At 72.0% G+C, this 19,005-nt stretch carries 19 protein-coding genes; 3 read left to right on the top strand and 16 right to left on the bottom strand.

The window, feature by feature from the left end:
- Positions 1-35 precede the first annotated feature (35 nt).
- Positions 36-1,043 carry an SPFH domain-containing protein gene (locus DEJ20_RS06355; RefSeq protein WP_152377666.1) on the top strand — a complete coding sequence of 336 codons (1,008 nt, stop codon included), beginning with the start codon at positions 36-38 and terminating at the stop codon, positions 1,041-1,043.
- Positions 1,044-1,229: 186 nt separating this feature from the next.
- Here the strand turns inward: DEJ20_RS06355 and DEJ20_RS06360 are convergent, their stop codons facing one another.
- The 5 genes from DEJ20_RS06360 to DEJ20_RS06380 all read right to left on the bottom strand — a co-directional run bounded on the left by DEJ20_RS06360 (position 1,230) and on the right by DEJ20_RS06380 (position 7,169).
- On the bottom strand, positions 1,230-2,498 hold the full coding sequence (locus tag DEJ20_RS06360) for a sugar ABC transporter permease (RefSeq protein ID WP_071404281.1): 1,269 nt from the start codon (positions 2,496-2,498) through the stop codon (positions 1,230-1,232).
- Positions 2,495-3,259, bottom strand: a complete 765-nt coding sequence (locus DEJ20_RS06365) for an ATP-binding cassette domain-containing protein (protein WP_110864792.1) — start codon at positions 3,257-3,259, stop codon at positions 2,495-2,497. Before DEJ20_RS06365 ends, DEJ20_RS06360 begins: the two co-directional genes overlap by 4 nt.
- 129 nt (positions 3,260-3,388) lie before the next feature.
- Positions 3,389-4,504 (bottom strand): sugar ABC transporter substrate-binding protein, encoded by a 1,116-nt coding sequence (locus DEJ20_RS06370; protein WP_110864793.1) that lies wholly within the window; start codon positions 4,502-4,504, stop codon positions 3,389-3,391.
- 205 nt (positions 4,505-4,709) lie between these two features.
- On the bottom strand, positions 4,710-5,807 hold the full coding sequence (locus DEJ20_RS06375) for an ROK family transcriptional regulator (protein ID WP_284183381.1): 1,098 nt from the start codon (positions 5,805-5,807) through the stop codon (positions 4,710-4,712).
- A gap of 180 nt (positions 5,808-5,987) precedes the next feature.
- Positions 5,988-7,169 carry an epoxide hydrolase family protein gene (locus DEJ20_RS06380; protein WP_111235215.1) on the bottom strand — a complete coding sequence of 394 codons (1,182 nt, stop codon included), beginning with the start codon at positions 7,167-7,169 and terminating at the stop codon, positions 5,988-5,990.
- 93 nt (positions 7,170-7,262) lie between these two features.
- On the opposite strand from DEJ20_RS06380, the gene DEJ20_RS06385 reads away from it, so the two are divergent.
- Together DEJ20_RS06385 and DEJ20_RS06390 are read left to right on the top strand one after the other, a co-directional pair.
- Complete coding sequence (locus tag DEJ20_RS06385; protein ID WP_111235214.1) at positions 7,263-7,856, top strand: MarR family winged helix-turn-helix transcriptional regulator; 594 nt, start codon at positions 7,263-7,265, stop codon at positions 7,854-7,856.
- Positions 7,853-8,773: an NmrA family NAD(P)-binding protein gene (locus tag DEJ20_RS06390; RefSeq protein ID WP_111235213.1), complete on the top strand. Its 921-nt coding sequence runs from the start codon at positions 7,853-7,855 to the stop codon at positions 8,771-8,773. Before DEJ20_RS06385 ends, DEJ20_RS06390 begins: the two co-directional genes overlap by 4 nt.
- On the opposite strand, the gene DEJ20_RS06395 is transcribed toward DEJ20_RS06390, so the two are convergent.
- The 11 genes from DEJ20_RS06395 to DEJ20_RS06445 all read right to left on the bottom strand — a co-directional run bounded on the left by DEJ20_RS06395 (position 8,742) and on the right by DEJ20_RS06445 (position 18,973).
- Positions 8,742-9,059, bottom strand: coding sequence for a hypothetical protein (locus DEJ20_RS06395; RefSeq protein WP_146245415.1), 318 nt, complete (start codon positions 9,057-9,059; stop codon positions 8,742-8,744). The two genes, DEJ20_RS06390 and DEJ20_RS06395, sit on opposite strands and share 32 nt — an antisense overlap.
- Positions 9,056-9,301 (bottom strand): hypothetical protein, encoded by a 246-nt coding sequence (locus DEJ20_RS06400; RefSeq protein WP_146245414.1) that lies wholly within the window; start codon positions 9,299-9,301, stop codon positions 9,056-9,058. The genes DEJ20_RS06395 and DEJ20_RS06400 overlap by 4 nt, the downstream gene beginning before the upstream one ends.
- A 148-nt stretch (positions 9,302-9,449) precedes the next feature.
- The gene (locus tag DEJ20_RS06405; RefSeq protein WP_111235211.1) at positions 9,450-10,586 is read right to left on the bottom strand and encodes a glycosyltransferase; all 1,137 of its coding nucleotides are present in this window, start codon (positions 10,584-10,586) and stop codon (positions 9,450-9,452) included.
- Positions 10,587-10,607: 21 nt separating this feature from the next.
- On the bottom strand, positions 10,608-11,975 hold the full coding sequence (locus DEJ20_RS06410; RefSeq protein WP_111235210.1) for an FtsX-like permease family protein: 1,368 nt from the start codon (positions 11,973-11,975) through the stop codon (positions 10,608-10,610).
- Position 11,976: 1 nt separating this feature from the next.
- Positions 11,977-12,711 (bottom strand): ABC transporter ATP-binding protein, encoded by a 735-nt coding sequence (locus DEJ20_RS06415; protein ID WP_111235209.1) that lies wholly within the window; start codon positions 12,709-12,711, stop codon positions 11,977-11,979.
- Positions 12,712-12,794: 83 nt separating this feature from the next.
- The gene (locus DEJ20_RS06420) at positions 12,795-13,499 is read right to left on the bottom strand and encodes a hypothetical protein (RefSeq protein WP_111235208.1); all 705 of its coding nucleotides are present in this window, start codon (positions 13,497-13,499) and stop codon (positions 12,795-12,797) included.
- Positions 13,500-13,628: 129 nt separating this feature from the next.
- Positions 13,629-16,448 (bottom strand): helix-turn-helix transcriptional regulator, encoded by a 2,820-nt coding sequence (locus tag DEJ20_RS06425; RefSeq protein ID WP_111235207.1) that lies wholly within the window; start codon positions 16,446-16,448, stop codon positions 13,629-13,631.
- A 54-nt stretch (positions 16,449-16,502) separates the two neighbouring features.
- Positions 16,503-17,018, bottom strand: coding sequence for a MarR family winged helix-turn-helix transcriptional regulator (locus DEJ20_RS06430; protein ID WP_111235206.1), 516 nt, complete (start codon positions 17,016-17,018; stop codon positions 16,503-16,505).
- Between the two features lie 94 nt (positions 17,019-17,112).
- The gene (locus DEJ20_RS06435) at positions 17,113-17,469 is read right to left on the bottom strand and encodes a nuclear transport factor 2 family protein (RefSeq protein WP_258377151.1); all 357 of its coding nucleotides are present in this window, start codon (positions 17,467-17,469) and stop codon (positions 17,113-17,115) included.
- Positions 17,470-17,529: 60 nt separating this feature from the next.
- Entirely contained in the window at positions 17,530-18,021 is a 492-nt protein-coding gene (locus DEJ20_RS06440) for a nuclear transport factor 2 family protein (RefSeq protein ID WP_181431531.1), read from the bottom strand.
- Complete coding sequence (locus DEJ20_RS06445; protein ID WP_111235204.1) at positions 18,014-18,973, bottom strand: alpha/beta hydrolase; 960 nt, start codon at positions 18,971-18,973, stop codon at positions 18,014-18,016. The genes DEJ20_RS06440 and DEJ20_RS06445 overlap by 8 nt, the downstream gene beginning before the upstream one ends.
- Between the last annotated feature and the right edge of the window lie 32 nt (positions 18,974-19,005).

Consider the following 19,005-nt stretch of genomic DNA (forward strand, 5'->3'; position numbering starts at 1 on the left):
CAGACTGCACGGACAAACATCCAGGAGTGATCGTCATGTTCGTCGCCGCCATCGTCTTCCTCGTCATCGCGCTCGTCGCGCTCTTCTTCCGAACACGCACCTACTCCACCCCCGCACGACCGGCCACACCCGGTCGCGAGGCACGCCCCGCCGTCCCGACCCGCCGCCCGAACCTCATCGCGACGTGGACCGCGGCCGCCGCCGGCGTCCTGTTCGTCGGGCTCACGCTCGGCAGCACCCTGTACGCGCAGGACACGGGCGAGTCGAAGGTCCAGGTGGACATCTCCGGCAACATCGTCGGACAGACCACGGACTCCGGGTTCCACTTCAAGGCACCGTGGGCCACGCTCCACACGTTCAACATCCGGAACCAGACCGTCACGTACATCAACGCGGTCAACGGCTCCGACTCGGACAACAACGGCAACGTCCGCTCGGGCCCGTACGTCACCGTGCAGGACCAGGACGGCGTCTCGTCGAACGTCAGCCTCAACCTGCAGTACAGCATCGACGCGAAGTCGGTCACCGACATCTACCGGTCGTACAAGACCGAGGAGAACTTCAAGACGCAGTTCATCGGCAACTCGGTGCGCAGCGTCGTCCGCCAGGTGCCGAATGACTTCACCACCATCGAGCTCATCACCAAGCGCGGGACCGTCGAGAAGGCGATGATCCAGGCGCTCGAGACGCGGTGGAAGGGCTCGGGCGTGCACGTCGACAACTTCGCCCTGCAGGAGATCACCCCGCCGAAGTCGGTCATCGACGCCTACGCCACGGCGCAGCAGGCGCAGATCCAGGTCACGAAGGAGCGCGCGCTCCTGGACGCCAAGAAGGTGCAGGCGCAGCAGCAGGTCGCCGAGGCGCAGGGTCAGGCCGACGCCAACGAGGTCCTCAACGAGCACCCGCTGTCCGACGCCGCGCTCAAGCAGCGCGAGATCGAGGCGCTCAAGAGCGCCGGCGACAACGGCTCCCTGATCGTCGTGCCGCAGGGCACCGACAACATCCTCAGCCTGCCGGGGACCTCGGGTTCGAAGAGCAAGTAGCGCGCCGAGACGCCGCCCAGTCGCCGAGACGCCTCCGTTTTCGGAGGCGTCTCGCGCACCGGGCGGCGTCGGGGGAACACGACGGCGTCTTCCGGATCCGAGACGCGCGCCGAGACGGACGGGAGGCACAGTGCCAGCTGGCACCGTGCCTCCCGTCCGTCGACGTGGCGGGGTCCAGGGCCCCGCTCAGGCCGCGCCGTGACTGGCGCGGCTGCGCCGCGAGAGCGAGTCGATGATGACGGCGAGCAGCAGGACCGCGCCGGTGATCATGTAGCGGATCGACGAGTCGAGGCTCAGCAGGGTGAGCCCGTTCGAGATCGACTGGATCACGATGATGCCGAGCAGCGCTGACCAGGCGCTGCCTCGGCCACCGAACAGGCTGGTCCCGCCGATGACGGCTGCGGCGATCGCGTTGAGGTTCGTGTCACCGGCGCCGGACGACAGGCTCGCCGAGTTGAGGCGGGCTGCGGCGAGGATGCCGCCGACGGTGGCGAAGAGCGAGGTCAGCATGAACACCGAGATGTAGATGCGGTTCACCCGGATGCCGGAGCGCCGTGCGGCTTCGACGTTGCCGCCGACCGCGAAGACCGAGCGGCCCCAACGGGTGCGCTTCAGTACGAAGTTCATCAGCACGACCAGCACGATGAAGAACACGAACGAGGTGCCGGTGCCGAAGTCGCGCGACAGGTACCAGACCATCAGCGCGAGGCCGAGGAACAGGGCGACGGCCTTCACGATGGTCAGCGACATCGCCCCGGTCGACAGCCCGGCACGGCGGCGGCGGGCAGCGCGTCGGATCTCGGTGAAGAAGAGTCCTCCGGCGGCCAGGACGGCGAGCAGGTAGGCGAGCCACGGCGGCAGGTACGACGCCGACGCGAACTGCACGATCGGTGAGTCGTACGGCAGGTTGATCGAGCCGTTCGGGCCGAGGATGAGCAGCTGCAGCCCGAGGAACCCGAGCAGACCGGCGAGCGTGATGACGAAGCTCGGCACCCCGAAGCGGGTGAACAGCAGGCCGTAGAGCAGACCGGCGGCGGCACCGACGGCCAGGGCGACGGTGAGCACGAGCCACAGCGGCCAGCCGAGCGTCGTGAGGCCCTGGCCGAGGATCGCGGCGGAGAGCCCGCTGACGCTGCCGACGGACAGGTCGATCTCGCCGAGCAGCAGCACGAGGACGATGCCGATCGCGATCGTGCCGACCGCGGCGCACTGCAGGGCGAGGTTGACCAGGTTGCCCGGGGACAGGAAGTCGGGGGAGAGCGCCTGGAACACCGCCCAGATGACGATGAGCCCGACGACCACCGGCAGCGAACCGATGTCACCGCCGCGCACCCGGCGGACGAAGGCCTTCGCCGCGCCGCCGATCCCCTGGTCGCGCAGGAGCCGCTCGTCCTGCAGGTCCGCGGCCGAGGGCGTCGGGGTCGCTGCGGTGAGGGTCTCGTCGGTCTTGCTCATGCGCTGGTCTCCTGCTCGGTGCGGGCGGCGGCGCGACGGGTGACGGCGTTGTCGGTGGCGCCGGTGATGGCCGCGATGATCTCCTCGTAGGAGACGTCGTCGATGCGGAACGTGCCGTTGTTCCGCCCGAGTCGCAGGACCGCGACCCGGTCGGCGACGGCCTGCACGTCTGCGAGGTTGTGGCTGATGAGGACGACGCCGAGTCCGCGCTCGCGCAGGCGTTCGACGAGGTTCAGGACCTCGGCGGTCTGCGCGACGCCGAGTGCTGCGGTGGGCTCGTCAAGGACGACCACCTGGGGATCACCGATCAGCGAGCGGGCGATCGCCACGGTCTGCCGCTGGCCACCGGACAGCGACGCGATCGGGATCCGCACCGAGGGGATCCGCGCGGCGAGCTGCTGGAGGAGCTCCCACGATCGGCGCTCCATCTCCTCTTCGTCGAGGAACGGGTGGGCGATCTCGCGCCCGAGGAACAGGTTCGAGACCACGTCGAGGTTGTCGGCGAGGGCGAGGTCCTGGAACACCGTGGCGATGCCGAGGGTCTGGGCCGCCGCGGGGTTCGGGACGCTGACCTCGTCGCCGCCGAAGGTGATCGTGCCACCGTCCGGCGTGTAGACCCCGGCGAGGATCTTCACGAACGTCGACTTGCCGGCGCCGTTGTCGCCGACGATGGCGACCACCTCGCCCGGGTAGACGTCGAAGTCGATGTCGCTGAGGGCCTGGACGGCGCCGAACCGCTTGGTGATCCCGCGCAGGGACATCACCGGGTCGGCGGAGGGGTGTGCTGCTGGTGACGCGTTGCTCACGGGTGTCGTGCTCACGGGTGTCGTCCTCGATCGGTGAGGCCCGCCCGGTCCGCAGTCGGACCGGGCGGGCAGAGGGGGTCGGACCTACTTGATGCCGGCGCTGTCGCAGGCCGACTTGTACTGCGCGGTGCAGATCTTCGACACCTCGTACAGGCCGTCCTTGACCACCGTCGACTGGACGTTGTCCGTGGTGACGGCGACCGGGTCGAGCAGCGTCGACTGGACGCTGGCGCCCCCGGCGGTGTCGACGGTGGTGTCGCCCTTCGGGGTCTCACCCTTCGCGAACTGGATCGCCAGGTCGGCGGCCTTCGACGCCTCGGGCTTGAAGGCCTTGTAGACGGTCATGTACTGCTCACCGGCGAGGATCCGCTGGATCCCCGCGAGCGAGGCGTCCTGCCCGGTGACGGGCGGGAGCTCGGTGACGCCGGCCGACTTCAGGGCCGCGATGACGCCGCCGCCGGTGTCGTCGTTCGCTGCGTAGACGCCGGTGATCTTGTCCTTGCCGAGCTTGCTGATCTGGCCGGCTGCCCAGTCCTGCGCCTTGGCGGGGTCCCACCCGGGGGTGTCGTACTCGGCGAGCACCTTGTAGCCGCTGTCGTCGATGACCGAGTGCGCGCCCTTCTTGAACTGCGAGGCGTTGTTGTCGGTGGGGGAGCCGTTCACCATGATGATGCCCGAGCCCTCCGGGACCTTCTTCGCCTTGAGGGCGTCGACGAGTGCCTGGCCCTGCAGCTCACCGACCTTCTCGTTGTCGAACGAGATGTAGTAGCTCAGGTCGGGGCTGTTGATGAGCCGGTCGTAGGAGATCACCGGCACCTTCTTGGCCTTCGCCTGCTGGACGATGGACGCTGCGGCCTCGCCGTCGAACGGGTCGAGGACCAGGACCTTGACGCCCTGCGTGAGCATCGACTGGGCCTGCTGCAGCTGCTTCGACGCGTCGCCGTCGGCGTTCGCGTAGATGACCGAGCAGCCGCTGCACTGCTTCTTCACCTCGGCGGTGAAGAGCGGGCGGTCGGCGCTGGCGTAGCGGGCGGTGACGGAGTCGGGCAGGAGCAGGCCGATCTTGGCCTTCGACGCGTCGCCGCCGCCTCCGCCGGAACCGGTCCCGGCGTCCGCGCCGTTGGAACAGCCCGCCAGGGTGGTGATCGCGAGCAGCAGGGCGCTGACGCCCAGCATCGCTCGTGTGGTGGATTTCTTCATTGAAACGTCCTCCAACAGTGGACCGCCCCCATCGGCGGTGCCCTGAGTGTGACAGCGAGCGTTCTTGGCTGCAAGAGTTGAACGCAAGGACCGCGCGCCGTGACGAAAACGTTATCCGGAGGGCGCGGAGCGGCACGGCCGGCGCAGCGCGGAGCGCCCCGGCCTGCACGGGGTGCCCTGGCCGGCACGCCCGGCGCGTCTCCGCCTAGCGTGCGCGCGTCACGTCCACGGCTTCGATCGCCAGGGCCAGCGCGCCGGTCACCGCGGCCTTCTCGCCGAGCTGCCCCTGCACCACGTCCGGCGTGCCGTCCACGTCGACGATCAACGACGACTCGAGGGCGTGCCGCATCGGGCCGAGCAGGAGTTCTCCGGCACGCGCGAACTCGCCCGTGACCACCACCCGCTCCGGGTCGAGGACGTTGCAGAGCCCCACCGCCGCCGAACCGATCGCCCGCCCGGCGTCGGCCACGGCGCGCATGCAGACCTGGTCGCCGCCCATCGCGCGCAGGATCAGGTCCGCCAGCTTGAGGGTGCCGACCTCGTCGCGGACGCCCTCGAGCACGGCGGGTGCGCCGGCGATCGCCTCGAGGCACCCGCGGTTCCCGCACCGGCACAGGGGGCCGTTCGGCAGGACGGGGGTGTGCCCGAACTCACCGGCGATGCCGTGGTGCCCGCGGAACAGGTGCCCGCCGAGCACGAGTCCGGCACCGATGCCGTTGCCGACGTCGAGCGTCACCACGGTGTCCCGGCCACGGGCGGCACCGCTCCGGTGTTCCGCCAGGGCGGCGAGGTTGGCCGAGTTGTCGACCTGCACGGGCTTGTCCATCCGTCGGGCGAGCGACTGGCCGAGCGCGACGCCGTCCCATCCGCGCAGGATCCCGCCGCGCGCCGTCATGCCGGTGCGGGCGTCGATCGGGGCGGCCACGGCGAGGCCGACGGCGAGCACCTCGTCCATCGACGACTCGATGGACTCCACCATGTCCAGCACCAGCAGCGCGGTCTTGTCGAGTTCGGCGTCCGCCCGGTGGTCACGGGCCAGGGGCATGTGTCGCTCGGCCAGGACGGCGCCGTTCAGGTCCGACAGCGCCAGCCGCAGGTGCCGCGGCGAGACGTGTACCCCGGCGACCAGCCCGAGGCCGTGCGGCAGGGTCACGCGGAGCGCCCGGCGGCCACTCGAGGTACTCGGCGTCGCGTGCAGGGCACCGGTCGCGACGAGTTCCTTGACGATGTTCGAGACGGTCGCGGGGGAGAGCCCGGTGACCCCGGCGAGCTCGACCTGCGTCAGTCCGCCGTGCCGCTTCACCGCACTGACGACCCGACCCCGGTTGGCTTCACGCAGTGAAGCTTGGTTCCCCGGACTGCGGCGCGGCTCTGACACGGGGACAGCGTAACGGGCGGGTCCGGAACGCTCGCCGTGACGGACGGGAGGCCCGGTGCCAGCTGGCACCGGGCCTCCCGTCCGCCCCGGTGTGCGTGCAGTGCCTCAGCGCAGGCTCCGGAACGTCGCACGGACGTCGTCGACGAGCAGCTCCGGCTGTTCGAGCATCGCGAAGTGCCCGCCGCGCGCCACCTCGTTGAAGAACACCAGGTCGGTGTACCGGCGCGCTGCCCAGCGGCGCGACCGGCGGACGTACTCGCCCGGCATGATGCTCAGGCCGACGGGCAGGGTCAGTGGTTCCTCGACGGTGCCCGGGGTGGCCCAGCCGGTGCGGGTCGCCTCCCAGTAGATCCGCGCCGCGGACGCGGCGGTGTTCGGCAGCCAGTACAGCATGACGTCGTCGAGGATCTCGTCGAGCGGGAAGAGCCGCTCGGCATCGCCGTGTTCGTCGTGCGAGCCGCCGACGTCCTGGAACATCGCGTAGATCCACGACGCCAGCCCGACGGGGGAATCCGCCAGCGAGTACCCGATGGTCTGCGGGCGGGTCGACATCTGCTGCGAGTAGGCCGACAGCTCCCGCCAGTACTGGCCGCTCTCCTGCAGCATGACCTGCTCGTCGGGGGAGGCGTTCCGGGCCTCGTCGTCCGTCGGCATGAACAGGGCCATGTTGAGGTGGATCCCGGCGAGCCCGATGTCCCCGGCGGCCTGCAGGGCTGCGAGCTCCGCGGTGACGGTGGCGCCGAGGTCACCGCCCTGGGCGAACCAGTCCCGGTACCCGAGCCGGGACATCAGCACCGACCAGGCCCTCGCGGTCCGGGCGGTGTTCCACCCGGTCGTCGTCGGCTTCCCGGAGAAGCCGAAGCCGGGCAGGCTCGGGATCACGACGTGGAAGGCGTCCGCCGCGTCGCCGCCGTGTGCCACCGGGTCGGTGAGCGGGTCGATCGCGTGGCGGTACTCCAGGACGGAACCGGGCCAGCCGTGGGTGAGCAGGAGCGGGCGGGCGCCGGGGACGGCGGACCGGACGTGCAGGAAGTGGACCTCGAGCCCGTCGATGTGGGTCGTGTGCTGGCCCCAGCCGTTCAGCAGCGCCTCGGTCCGGCGCCAGTCGTACTCCGTCGCCCAGTGTTCGACGAGGGCGCGGACCTTCTCGAGTCGGGGTCCCTGCGAGGTGTCCTCGACGGTCTCGGCATCGGGCCAGCGGGTGGTCAGGAGACGGCGGCGCAGGTCGTCGAGTTCCGCGTGGGGGACGTCGAGGGTGAACGGGGTGATGGCTGCGGTGTCCGACATGGGGTCCTCGGGTGTTCGGTGTCGTGACGGCTGTCCGTCTTGATCGCAGATGATCTTTGCACAAGACGTTCTTGTTCGGGTACGGTCTCCGGTATGGACACCCCGACGCCGACCGACGCACTCCCCGAGATCGACTGGGGTGCCGAGGGCATCGAATCCGAACTCGGGTGGGCGCTGCCGCTGGCGCTCCAGGGCTTCACGCGGCTGGGCAGCGAGGCGGTCGCCGACGTGCCGGGAGGACCCCGTGGCTACCAGGTGCTCGTCGCGACCACCACCGAGGAGCCGTCGTCGCAGCTCGGGCTCGCGCAGCGCCTCGGGATCGACAAGACCCAAATGACCTACATCGTCGACGCGCTCGAGGCGGGCGGGTTCGTCGAACGCCGCCCCGCCCCGACGGACCGGCGGGTGCGGCAGGTCCACCCCACCGACGCCGGGCGTGCCCTGCTCGCCCGGACGCGGTCCGCCCTTCGCGGCGCGGAGGGCGTGCTCATGCGGCACCTCGACGACGACGAACAGACGACGCTGCGCCGGCTGCTGGCCCGCGTCGCGCTCACCGCCGGGCTGGGCACAGCCGGACCAGATCAGGCGGACCCCACGTTCCAACACCCCCTCGCCGTCCCGGAGCGATCCCGACGGCGCACCGCGACGACCACGTCGACCACCACTGCAGTGAGGCCCCGCCCATGACCACCACCATCCTCGTCGCCGGCGCCACCGGCGACCTCGGGCACCGCATCGTCCGCGAGCTCACCCAGCACGACGTGCGGGTGCGGGTCCTCACCCGGCCCGGCAGCAGGACCGCTGATGAGCGCTTCGGCGGCGACCCCCGTGTCGACGTCGTCGCCGCCGAGTACGGCGACCACGACGCCCTGAGCCGGGCCGTGAGCGGGGCCGACGTCGTGGTCTCCGCGGTGAGCGGGACCCGTCCGGTGATCGTCGACGCCCAGCGTGCGCTGCTCGCGGCGACCGTGGCGGCGGGCGTCCGGCGGTTCATCCCGTCCGACTACTCGGCCGACTACCGGCGGATCGCACCCGGCACCAACCGCAACTTCGAGCTGCGGCGGGAGTTCGCGGCCGACCTCGACGCGGCCCCGGTGCAGGCGACCTCGATCCTGACTGGCATGTTCACCGACCTGCTGACCGGCGAGGCGCCGATGATCCTGTCCGGCCGCCGGCTCGTGCTGTTCTGGTCGTCCGCGGACCAGGTGCTCGACTTCACCACGAAGGACGACGTGGCCCGGGTCACGGCCCTCGCCGCCCTGGACGACGATGCTCCGCGGGTGATCGAGATGGCGGGCGACCAGGTCACCGCGCGTGACGTCGCACGCACCATGAGTGAGCTGACGGGGGAGCGCTTCCGGCTGCAGTGGGCCGGCACGACCGGGACCCTGTCCGCGATGAGCGCCGTCGGCAGGCGCCTGTCGAAGGACCCCGACGAGACGTTCCCGGCGTGGCAGGGGATGCAGTACTTCGTGAGCATGTTCAGCGGGCAGGCGCAGCTGCACCACGTCGACAACGACCGCTACGGCGTGCAGTCGTGGACGAGTGTCCGTGACGTGCTTCGCGCGTACCTCAGCGGACAGGGCCACCCGGCGACGGACTGACGGGCGCGGTGTGCGGTCGTCGGCGGCGGAGCAGGAACGCGAGACCGACGACGACGACCGGCACCAGCGCGAGCGCGGCGAGCCAGACCAGGACGTCCCACTCGGGTGAGAGCGGCACGCCGAGCGTGCTCGACGAGGTCCGCCAGACCTGGTCGCCGGGCCCCTCGTGCTCGTCCATCCCCGTGACCGGGAACAGCAGTGCCGTCACGACCGCCCAGCCCACCAGCACCAGGACGGCGATCAGTGTCCACGGCCGCTGACTCGCCGCAGGGCCCGTGCGCGTCATCGGACGGCCCTGTCCGACCGGACCGCCCGGACGATCTGCCACACGCAGACCGCGAGCACGAGGGCGCCGGTGACAGCCGCGACCCACGTGCCGGCGACTCCGACCATCGGCGTCGTCGTGCAGGAGCTCGTGCCCGCTCCGGGGACGGCGTCGAGACAGGTGGTCGTCTGGACCAGCAGCAACATCGACACCGTCACGGTGACGACCACCGCGACCGTGGCCCACCCCACCACTCGTTCCACCGTGCGCTCCGTCCTGTCCTCGATCGGTGACTCAACCATCCCGCATGACGGGCCGGACCGGTGTCTCGATCCTGCAACGTCAGCCGCTCGCGGTGACCGCATCGCTCACGCAGGACCCGGGCCGACCGACCGCTGACGAGCGCCGTCGTCAGGCGACTCGCTCGAGCCGCTCGACGAGCTCCCGGACGGCGTCCGTCGCACTCGGGCGCTGCGCGGTCTCCTCGCCCAGTCGCCGTGCCGCGGCGAAGTGGCTGCGCTCCGCGAGCATCCGGTGCACCGCCGGACCGACCGCCGACGGCTCGTCGACCACGACCGCGACACCGGCACCGGCGGCACGGGCCGCGTTGACGAACTGGTCCGCGCCCTGCGGGAGCAGCACCATCGGCACACCCACGCTGGCCGCGGCGAGCACCGTGCCGGCACCGGCCGCGGCGACGACCAGGTCCACGCCCTCGAGCAGCTCGCGCATCGGGCGGAACGGCACGAAGTGGACGTGCTCGGTGTCATCGAGGCGCTCGCCGATGACGCCGACGGTCACCACCAGGTCAGCCTCGTCGGGGTGGAACCCGTCGAGGATCGCCGTCAGCAGCGCCGCGTCGCCGAAGACCGTACCGAGGGTGACGAGCACCCGCGGTCGCCACTCGCTCACCGGGAACGGTGCGAGCGACTGCTCGGAGGCGGCGTCTGGTCGGCTGTGCGGCTCGGAGCGGAACGGGATCGTGACGAGCGGCTGCGCCCATCCGGGTGCCTGCAGCGACACCGGCGTCGGGTCGAGCAGCGCGATCGGCGGGGTCGGCGCCACTCCGCGCTGTGCGTAGCGGGGGAGCACGAGTTCGGCCATCGGGCGGCGGAACTCCTCGGGGACCTCGGGGCCGAAGGCGACGATCGCGTACGGCACGCCGAGCTCCGCGGCGACGAGCGGCCCGACCAGATCGACGGCGTCGGCGACGACCACGTCGGGGGCCCACCCGCGCGCTGCGCGGACGGCGTCGTCGACGGTCAGGTCGACGCGGGTGCCGGCGAAGAACTCGGCGACGGCCGCCGGCTCGGGGCGGTTCGCGGGGTCGCTGCCGGGGATGCGTCGGGCCACCTCGGCGAACAGGCCGGGAGGCATGGGGCCGGCCGCCAGGACCGGCACCGTGGGCAGTTCGGTCGCCATGGGCTCGCGCATCCCACCACTGGTGAGCAGGGCGACGTCGTGTCCGGCCGCCTGGGCGGCACGGGCGAGCGGGACGAGGGGCAGGAGGTGTCCGAGTGCGGGCACGCCGGAGAAGAGGATGCGCAAGAGGGGTCTTCCTGGTTCGGTTCAGTCGGCGGCGAGGACGAGCGGGATGCTGCGTCGGCGTCCGGTGACGAGGGGGATCGTGCCGGCGGCCACCATGAGCACGAGGCTCACGAGGGCGGCCGGGAGTGCGGCCTGCAACCCCAGGTGGGGCTGCGTGCCGGGGACGGTGACCGCGAGCGCGACGGCTTGTCCGGAGGCGGTGAGCACGAGGACCACGGCGGACACGAGGACCGCGGTGCCGACGAGGATGACGGACTCCCAGGCGGCACGGGCGAGCACGGTGGCGCGCGACCCGCCGGCGGCCTCGACCAGCGCGGCCTCCTGCTCGCGGCTGCGTCCGGCCATCAGGACGGTGGCGGCCGCGCCGAAGAGCGACACGAGCAGCGGCCCGCCGAGCATGAGCAGGACGCTCTGCACGTCGAGTCCGCCACCCGACGACCCCGTGGTCTGTTGCACGGCGTCACCCAGGGTGTCGAAGCCGGCGAAGAGGCTGCCGGGCAGCGCGATCGTGATGACGAGCGCGCTCACCGTGGCGCTGCTCCGGTCGACGGAGAACGCGGCGGCGTTGCGCGCGAGGAACCACGATGCCGATCGGTGCGCGGGCACCACCGACGTCCAGGCCCGGAGGGCGGCCGGGAACACCACGGGGCCGATCGCGGTGCAGGCCGCCGTCAGGAGCGGCCCGATGAGCAGCACCTGCCCACCGGTCCGGACGCCGGCGTCGACGATCGAGCTGGTCAGCAGCCCGGCGAGCAGCAGCGCCACGGCCCCCGCGGCCCACCGGGTCCAGGTCGTCCGGATGCGGACGGACTCGGGCTCCCGCAGGACCTCGATCGGGCGGACGAGGCCGGCTCGGCGCGACGGCCGGAGACTGCTCAGGACGACCACGACCGTCACGGCGAGCACGACCGCGACGGCGCTGGTCGGACCGAACCGTTCGTCGAGGCCCCGGAGCCCGTCGGACTGCGACAAGCCGAAGTGCAGGAACGCCGGGACGAACGGGGCCACGACGACGCAGCCGATCGTGCTGCCGACCAGCGCCACGACCGCGAGCTGCAGCCGGACGACCACCGTCACCGTGCGGGACGGCACCCCCACCAGCTGCCAGAGCGCGTAACCGCGACGCTGCAGGTCGATCGTCAGGCGGGTGACGCTGCCGAGGACCGCGGTGACGGCGACGATCGTCAGCACGACGACGAGCGAGGCGAGCGTGGTGAGGCCGCCGGCTCGGAGCAGGTCCGTCGGTCTGCCGGACCCGATGACCGCGAAGCCGGTCTCGAGCATCCCGGCGGCGATGGCGGCGGCCGCTGCGGTGGCCGCGCTGACGACGAGGGCGCCGATCCAGATGCCGGCGTTCTGCCGCAGGTCACTCATGACGAGTCGGAGCACGTCAGACCTCCTGCGCGGCGGCGGTCAGGGCCTCGAGGACCTCGGCGGCGTCCGGGTGCGTCAGCTCGCGGTGCACGGTGCCGTCGCGCAGGACGAGCACACGGTCGGCACGCGCGGCCGCTTCGAGGTCGTGCGTGACCATCACCACCGACCGCTCACCGTCGGCCACCCGGCGCAGCAGGTCGAGGACCGCGTCACCGGCGGTGGTGTCGAGGGCGCCGGTCGGCTCGTCGGCGAACACGACGTGTGGTTCGGACGCCAGGACCCGTGCGATCGCGACCCGCTGCTGCTGCCCGCCGGACAGCGCGCCCGGGCGGTGGTCTCCGCGGTCGGCGAGTCCGACCGAGGCGAGCGCGGCGTCGATCTGGGCCGCGGAGACCGGCCGGTGGGCGAGGCTGGCGGGCAGCGCGATGTTCTGCCGCGCGGTCAGCGACGGGATGAGGTTGAACGACTGGAACACGAAGCCGACCGTCGAACGACGGAGCGCCTGCAGTTGCTTCGGTCGGAGGGTCTCGAGGCGTTGCCCGGCGATCGACACCGATCCGCTGTCGTAGGGCTCGAGGGCGGACAGGCAGTACAGCAGCGTCGACTTGCCGGAGCCGCTGGGGCCGACGACGGCGACGAACTCGCCCGGCAGCACGGACAGCGAGACACCCCGGAGCACCGGGACCCTCGACTGTTCCGGCCCGGGGAACGACTTCGTCAGGTCGTGTGCCTGCAGGAGGGGTTCGGTCATGGTGTCAGTCCATCTCGTTCTCGGCGGCCGGTCACTGGTGCGGACAAGAGGGCCGTGGTGGAGCCAGCTCCACCACGGCAGGGTCAGACGTCCGTCGCGGGGGCGGCCGACCGCAGGATGCCGAGGACTCGCGCGTACCGACGCTCCTGGTAGACGCCGTGCACCCCGGCGAGCAGGACGGCCGTGACCACCCCGGCGGCCAGTGCCCCGGACGGCGCCCACGTGCTCGCGGTCAGCAGGGCCGCCCCGGCACCGGCGACGATGCAGTTCACCACCGCGATCGCGCTCGACAGCGTGAAGAACACCCCGCGCCAGGACAGCCGGAGCCCGATGTCGAGCAGCTCGTTCGGGGCGATCCGGTCCGCGGGCACCGGGAAGTACCGCGGGGCGCCCGGCAGGATCGTGCCGTACCAGCGGCGGATCCGCTGCATCGCGGCGAGGGCGACCACGTCCTCGAGCGAGGTCTGGACGAGTCGCTCGTAGGTGAAGACGCCGAGCAGCACGACGACCGGGATCACCACGGCGAGGTAGCCCGTGGCGAAGTCGGTGTCGGCCAGGAACCCGAACGCCACCAGGGCGCTCGACAACGTCGTCAGGTAGATCGCGGCCCGGGTCGACGACTCCGAGACGGTGATGCCGCGCGCGGTCTGGAGCACGAAGTGCTCGGTGACGAGCGCCGTGAAGAACGCGCTCGGCGCGTCCGGCAGCCGCGCGGCCGCGTGGTCGGCGTCACCGCCCGTGTCGTCGGCCATGCCGCTCGCCGTGTCGTCGGCGGAGCCTTCCGGCATGGGCGCCTCCCGGTGGTCGTCGTGGTCGCGACCCGGTGCCGGGTCGCCGCCACGAGGCTCGCAGCTGGTCCGCCGACGGTGCATCCGTTGCGTGACGTAACCCGAGCCTCCAGGCCGTGACCCGGTGCGTCAGTCCGTCGGACCGGACGCTGCCAGCGCGGCCGCCAGCTCGGTCCGACTCGTCACGCCGAGCTTCGGGAACACCTTGTACAGGTGTGTGCTGACCGTGCGGTGCGACAGGTAGATGCGGTCCGCGATCTCGCGGTTCGTCATGCCGGCGGCGGCGAGCCGCGCGATCTGCAGCTCCTGGGGCGTGAGCTGTTCGCGCGTCGGCGTCGTCGTGCTGTCGGCCCGCTCCGGGGCCTCGCCGGCTGCGCGGAGTTCCGCCGCGGCGCGGGCGGCGAAGCCCGCGGTGCCGGCGGCGTCGAACGCGTGGAGCGCCTCGCGCAGGTGCAGCCGCGCCTCGACCACACGGCGCTCGCGGCGGAGCCACTCGCCGAACAGCAGCTGGGTCCTCGCCAGTTCGACCGGGGCGTCGGCGAGACGGCCGACATCGATCGCGCGGGCGTAGAGGGGCTCCGGGTCCGCGCCGTCCGTGTCCGTTCCCGCCGCGTCCGTGCCCTCGGCGAGCAGCGCCCGGCTCCGGACGACGAGTGCGGTCAGGTGCGCCGAACCGGTGGTGCGGGCGACCGCCTCGGCCTCGGTGAGGTTCTCGACGACCGACTCGGGTCGCCCACCCCGGACCGCGGCCTCGGTGCGGTCGGCGATCGCCCACAGGGACCGGGTCGCGTGGACGGTCATGTGCGTGAACTCGATCTGGGCGTCGCGGTGGCGCCGCTGACCGAGGGCGACGAGTCCCGCTGCCCACCGCGCGTCGGCGCTGGCGAGGGCGAGCCGCCCGCCGTGCGCGAACTCCGAGCCCTCGCGCAGGGCGACCAGCGCTGCCTCGTCGTCGCCGAGCAGGGCGTGGCCGCGGGCGAGCGTGGCGTAGGCCATCCCGGCGATGAGCGGGAGCTGCACGTCGCGGGCGATGCGGACGGCGTACTCGGCGTCGGCCAGGCCGTCCCGCACCCGCCCGCGCAGCATGAGCACCGTCGCCCGGCCCCGCAGCGCCTGGGTCTCGTCGGCGACGGCGCCGAGCTGGTGGGCGCGCTCGTACGCCAGCTCCCAGCACGTCAGCGCGGTCTCGAGGTCCTGCTGGGACTCGGCGGCGATCGCGAGGGACGCCATCGCGAGCGGCTGCTCGGTGAGCTGCGGCACCAGGTGTGCGAGTTCGGCGCGCAGGTGGTGGGCGGAGCCGAGCGGCGCGAGCACGGCGAGGGCCACCGGCTTCAGCGGGCTCGCGGACCGCACCGCGAGCAGCGCCGCCTCGATGTCCTGCCACTCCGACCGCGGCAGGTTGCGGCCGCGGGCGTTGAGGGCGGCCGCCCAGAGCACCCGAACGAGCCGGTCCGCGTGCTCCGGGCCGGCGAGCACGGGCCGGATCCGGCGGAGTTCGATGCGCGGTCGGCCGGCAGCACCCGTGGTCAGGCTCAGCACCGTCCGGGTGACGGCGGTCTCGGTGACCGTCTCGGGGTCGGCAGCGAGGGAGTCGACCAGCTCCAGGAGCTCGATCGCCTCGGCCGTCATGCCGGCGGCCCGAGCGGTCTCGGCGGCGCGGCCCAGCCGACGTGCCCGGCCGGTGACGCCCTGCGACAGTGTGGCCGCACGCTCGTAGGCCCGGACCGCCTCGGGGCGGGCACCCCGCTGTGCCGCGCGGTCGGCGGCGGTCTCGAGGTCGGCGGCGATGGACTCGTCCCGCTCGAACGTCGCCGAGGCCCGGTGCCAGGCGGCGCGCATGCCGTCGGTGACCACCGACGCGAGCGCCCGGTGCGCCGCGGACCGGGCGGCGGCCGAGGCGTTGCCGATCACCGCCGAACGCAGGAGCGGGTGGCGGAAGCGCAGGGAGACGAGGTCGGTGCGGAGGAGCCCGAGTTCCTCGAGCGGTTCGAGGTCGTCGACCCCGAGGTCCATCGTCCGGGCCGCCGCCATGACGTCCTGCAGGCCCGCGTCGTCCGCCGCCGCGGCGAGCAGCAGGAACGAACGGCTGCCGGACGGGACCGCGGCGACCTGCTCGAGGAACGCCTGCTCGAGCCGCCGCGTGGTGGGGAGTCGGGACGCGATGGTGGCCGGGCTGCCCGTGGTCCAGGTGACGGGGAGTTCGTGCAGGGCGAGGGGGTTCCCACCGGCCTCGGCCAGCACCCGTCGACGGACCGAGGCGGACAGGGTGCCGGCGTGTGCGTCGAGCAGGGCCTCGGCGTCGTCGTCGGGGAGCGGCCCGAGCTCGAACCGCGGGAAGCTGCACGGGGGGACGGCGTTCGGGGCGTGACCGGTCCGGGCCGCCGCGATGACGACGACCGGGGCGTTGGAGAGTCTGCGCCCCACGAAGTCGAGCACCTCCGTGGTGGACCGGTCGAGCCACTGCAGGTCCTCGGCACGGACGAACACCGGCCGGTGCGACGCGGCTTCCTCGAGCAGCCCGAGCGTCGCGGTGCTCACCAGCAGACGGTCCGGACTCGGGCCGTCCTCGACCGCGAGGGCCGTGAGCAGTGCGGTCCGCTGCCGGGGCGGCAGGGCGGAGGCGAAGGGCAGCAGCGGGTGGAGGAGCTCGTGCAGGCCGTCGAAGCCCACGCTGTTCGCACCCTGGATGCCGGTACAGGTCAGCACGCGGAAGCCGGCGCGCCGCGCGTGCTGCTCGACGGCGGCGAGCAGGGTCGTCTTGCCGATGCCCGCCTCGCCCTCTACCAGGATCGCGGAGCCACGCTCCGGCGCTCCGTCCGCAGGTGCCGTCGCGGCATCGTCGAGCATGCGCGTGAGGGCCGCGAGTTCGTCTGCGCGGCCGAACAGTGCACGGTCCTGGGCCGGCGGCGACACAGCTCGTTCGGCGTCCACACGCTGTCCTTTGCTCATTTAGGTGATCTTTCACCTAAGTTACGACGCGGTGGTGAGCGAGGGCAAGCGCAGCTAGGGGTGGTCGGCCGGTCGGGGAAGGGTGCCGTGCTCGAGCACCGACTCGTACACGCGCTCGAGCACGTCGGCGAAGCCCGCCAGCTCGTCGTCGCGCAGGTCGCTGAAGAACATGTCCTTGACGAGCTCGGTGTGGCTCGGTGTGGCTTTGCGGAGCGTCCGCCAGCCCGTGTCGGTCAGGGCGACGGCGGTGGTGCGCCGGTCGTGCTCGCTCCGACGGAGTTCGAGGAACCCGCGGTCGGCCATGCGCTTCGCGTGGTGCGAGGCACGGCTGCGCTCCCACCCGATGCGGGTCGCCAGCGCCGACATCGTCATCTCGCCGCCCGGCTCGCTCGTGAGGGCGACGAGGACGTCGTAGTCGGCGAGCGAGATGTCGCTGTCGGCGCGCAACTGCCGGTTCATCTCGTACCGCAGGCGCAGCTGGAGCTTCATGTAGGCGTACCAGGTGCGCACCTGCTCGGCGCTCATGTAGGCGTACGGGGACTCCGGGGGCACCTCGTGCTGCATCGACATCGCCCGTGTCCTCCTGCCTCGCCCACCGTCCAGACGCCCGACCATCATCGCAGGGTGCGTGACATTGCGGCGGGTCGGGCGTCTGCGGGTGGGTTCAGCTGGTCAGCAGCGTGTAGACCTTCGCGATGCGGTCACCCTCGACGAAGCAGATGTCCATCCCGGACACGACGGGCGGCGCTCCCTCCGGTCCGAAGTGCCAGGCGAGGTACCCCATCCCGTGGTTCTCGTAGACCGGGCCGGCCGGCGAGAACACGAACCCGGGAGCCTCGTCGAGCAGGCGCTGCGCCTTGGTGTGCAGGGCGTCGTGGCCGGTGACGACCTCGTCGGGGTCCAGGAACTCGACGTCGGGGGCGTAGGTCCGCTCGATGGCGGCGCGGCGGCGGCCCGGGTCGCGTTCCCCGAACACCTCGAACAGGTTGGCGTGCATGAGCGATTCGAGCGGTTGCGACATGGTGTCTCCGTCGGTGGTCGGTGGTCGGTGGTCGGTGTCGGTGTGCGGTGGTGGTCTCGGTCACGTGTGCGACGGGGACCGGTCGGTCCAGTCGAAGACGAGGTCCCGGTGGGCGATCGCCCACGCGCCCTTGACCCGGACGAACCGGTCGAGGTAGCGGATGGACATCGTCAGGAGCACCCGCTCGCCGCCGTCGTGCAGGACGTGGAACGCGACGCAGTACGTCTCGCCGTCGGCGGTGTCGGGCCCCGTGAACCGGATCGTGGACTGGCCGTTGAGGTACGTCGTCACCTCGTACTGGGCGATCAGTGCGGCGAACGTCTCGGCCAGGTGCTCACGGCCGTGGACCGTGTCGACCGGATCGTGCGAGGAGGGGTCGCCGTCGTACAGCACGACGACCCCGTCCTCGGTGAACACGGACGCCTCGAGCACCGCGTCGCGTCGGTCGGCCCCGCGGGCGTAGGTCGCCAGCAGGGTCCGGATCTCCTCACGCGCGACGAGCGTCTCGAGCGTCTCCGGGGTGCCCGCGCGGGCACGCTCCTGCTCAGGCAAGGGCGGCACGGAGCGACGCGGTGGCGAGCATCAGCGCGTGCTTCGCGGCCTCGGTGTCGTGCAGTGCGTTCACCATCACGAAGTCGTGGACGATGCCGCCGAAGCGGGCGTTCGTCGCCTTGACGCCGGCTTCGCGCAGGCGTGCCGCGAAGGCCTCGCCCTCGTCGCGGAGCACGTCGGCCTCACCGGTGATGACGAGGGTCTCCGGCAGGGTCGCGAGCACCTCGAGCGGCGCACGGAGCGGCGACACCGTGGGCAGGGCGCGCACGGCCTCGTCGGTCGTGTACTGGTCCCAGTACCACTGCATGCCGGCGCGGGTGAGGAAGTAGCCCTCCGCGAACTCCTCGTACGAGGCGGTGTCGAACGCGGCGTTCGTCACCGGGTAGAAGGCGACGAGCTTCACGAACTCGACGTCCCCGCGCTCGGCGGCGAGGAGCGCCAGGGCGATCGCCATGTTGCCGCCGACCGAGTCGCCCGAGACCGCGAAGCACGAGGCGTCGAGCCCCTTGTCGCCGCCCTCCTTGACGACCCACTGGGCCGCGGCGTACGACTGCTCGAGCGCGACCGGGTGGGCGACCTCGGGGGAGCGGTCGTACTCCGGGAACACGACGGCGGCGTTCGACCCGATGGCGAGGTCGCGCACCAGGCGGTCGTGGGTGTGGGCGTCGCCGAAGACCCAGCCAGCACCGTGCACGTACAGGATCACGGGCAGGTTCGCGGTGGTGCCGGCTGGCTTGACCAGGCGGATCTTCACGGTGCCGGTGGGACCGCCCTCGATCTCCAGCCACTCCTCGTCGACCTCGGGCTTGAAGATGGGGGAGTCCTGCACGGAGTCGACCGCCTTGCGTCCCTCGGCGGGCGGCAGGTCGTTCAGGAACGGCGGGTTCGACGTGGCGTCGACGAACTCCTGGGCGGCGGGCTCCAGGGCGATGTGCTTCGGGTTTCCGGTCATGGTGGGCTCCTCGTGGGTCGCGGGTGACGGAT

It is taken from the genome of Curtobacterium sp. MCSS17_005 (genome assembly GCF_003234225.2).
GTDB classification, from domain to species: Bacteria; Actinomycetota; Actinomycetes; order Actinomycetales; family Microbacteriaceae; genus Curtobacterium; species Curtobacterium flaccumfaciens.

Excerpts from the sequence above, each read along its gene's own strand:
- DEJ20_RS06355 (WP_152377666.1), top strand. The coding sequence starts at position 36 with ATGTTCGTCGCCGCCATCGTCTTCCTCGTCATCGCGCTCGTCGCGCTC.
- DEJ20_RS06360 (WP_071404281.1), bottom strand. The coding sequence starts at position 2,498 with ATGAGCAAGACCGACGAGACCCTCACCGCAGCGACCCCGACGCCCTCG.
- DEJ20_RS06365 (WP_110864792.1), bottom strand. The coding sequence starts at position 3,259 with ATGTCCCTGCGCGGGATCACCAAGCGGTTCGGCGCCGTCCAGGCCCTC.
- DEJ20_RS06370 (WP_110864793.1), bottom strand. The coding sequence starts at position 4,504 with ATGAAGAAATCCACCACACGAGCGATGCTGGGCGTCAGCGCCCTGCTG.
- DEJ20_RS06380 (WP_111235215.1), bottom strand. The coding sequence starts at position 7,169 with ATGTCGGACACCGCAGCCATCACCCCGTTCACCCTCGACGTCCCCCAC.
- DEJ20_RS06385 (WP_111235214.1), top strand. The coding sequence starts at position 7,263 with ATGGACACCCCGACGCCGACCGACGCACTCCCCGAGATCGACTGGGGT.
- DEJ20_RS06390 (WP_111235213.1), top strand. The coding sequence starts at position 7,853 with ATGACCACCACCATCCTCGTCGCCGGCGCCACCGGCGACCTCGGGCAC.
- DEJ20_RS06395 (WP_146245415.1), bottom strand. The coding sequence starts at position 9,059 with ATGACGCGCACGGGCCCTGCGGCGAGTCAGCGGCCGTGGACACTGATC.
- DEJ20_RS06415 (WP_111235209.1), bottom strand. The coding sequence starts at position 12,711 with ATGACCGAACCCCTCCTGCAGGCACACGACCTGACGAAGTCGTTCCCC.
- DEJ20_RS06420 (WP_111235208.1), bottom strand. The coding sequence starts at position 13,499 with ATGCCGGAAGGCTCCGCCGACGACACGGCGAGCGGCATGGCCGACGAC.
- DEJ20_RS06425 (WP_111235207.1), bottom strand. The coding sequence starts at position 16,448 with ATGAGCAAAGGACAGCGTGTGGACGCCGAACGAGCTGTGTCGCCGCCG.
- DEJ20_RS06430 (WP_111235206.1), bottom strand. The coding sequence starts at position 17,018 with ATGTCGATGCAGCACGAGGTGCCCCCGGAGTCCCCGTACGCCTACATG.
- DEJ20_RS06435 (WP_258377151.1), bottom strand. The coding sequence starts at position 17,469 with ATGTCGCAACCGCTCGAATCGCTCATGCACGCCAACCTGTTCGAGGTG.
- DEJ20_RS06445 (WP_111235204.1), bottom strand. The coding sequence starts at position 18,973 with ATGACCGGAAACCCGAAGCACATCGCCCTGGAGCCCGCCGCCCAGGAG.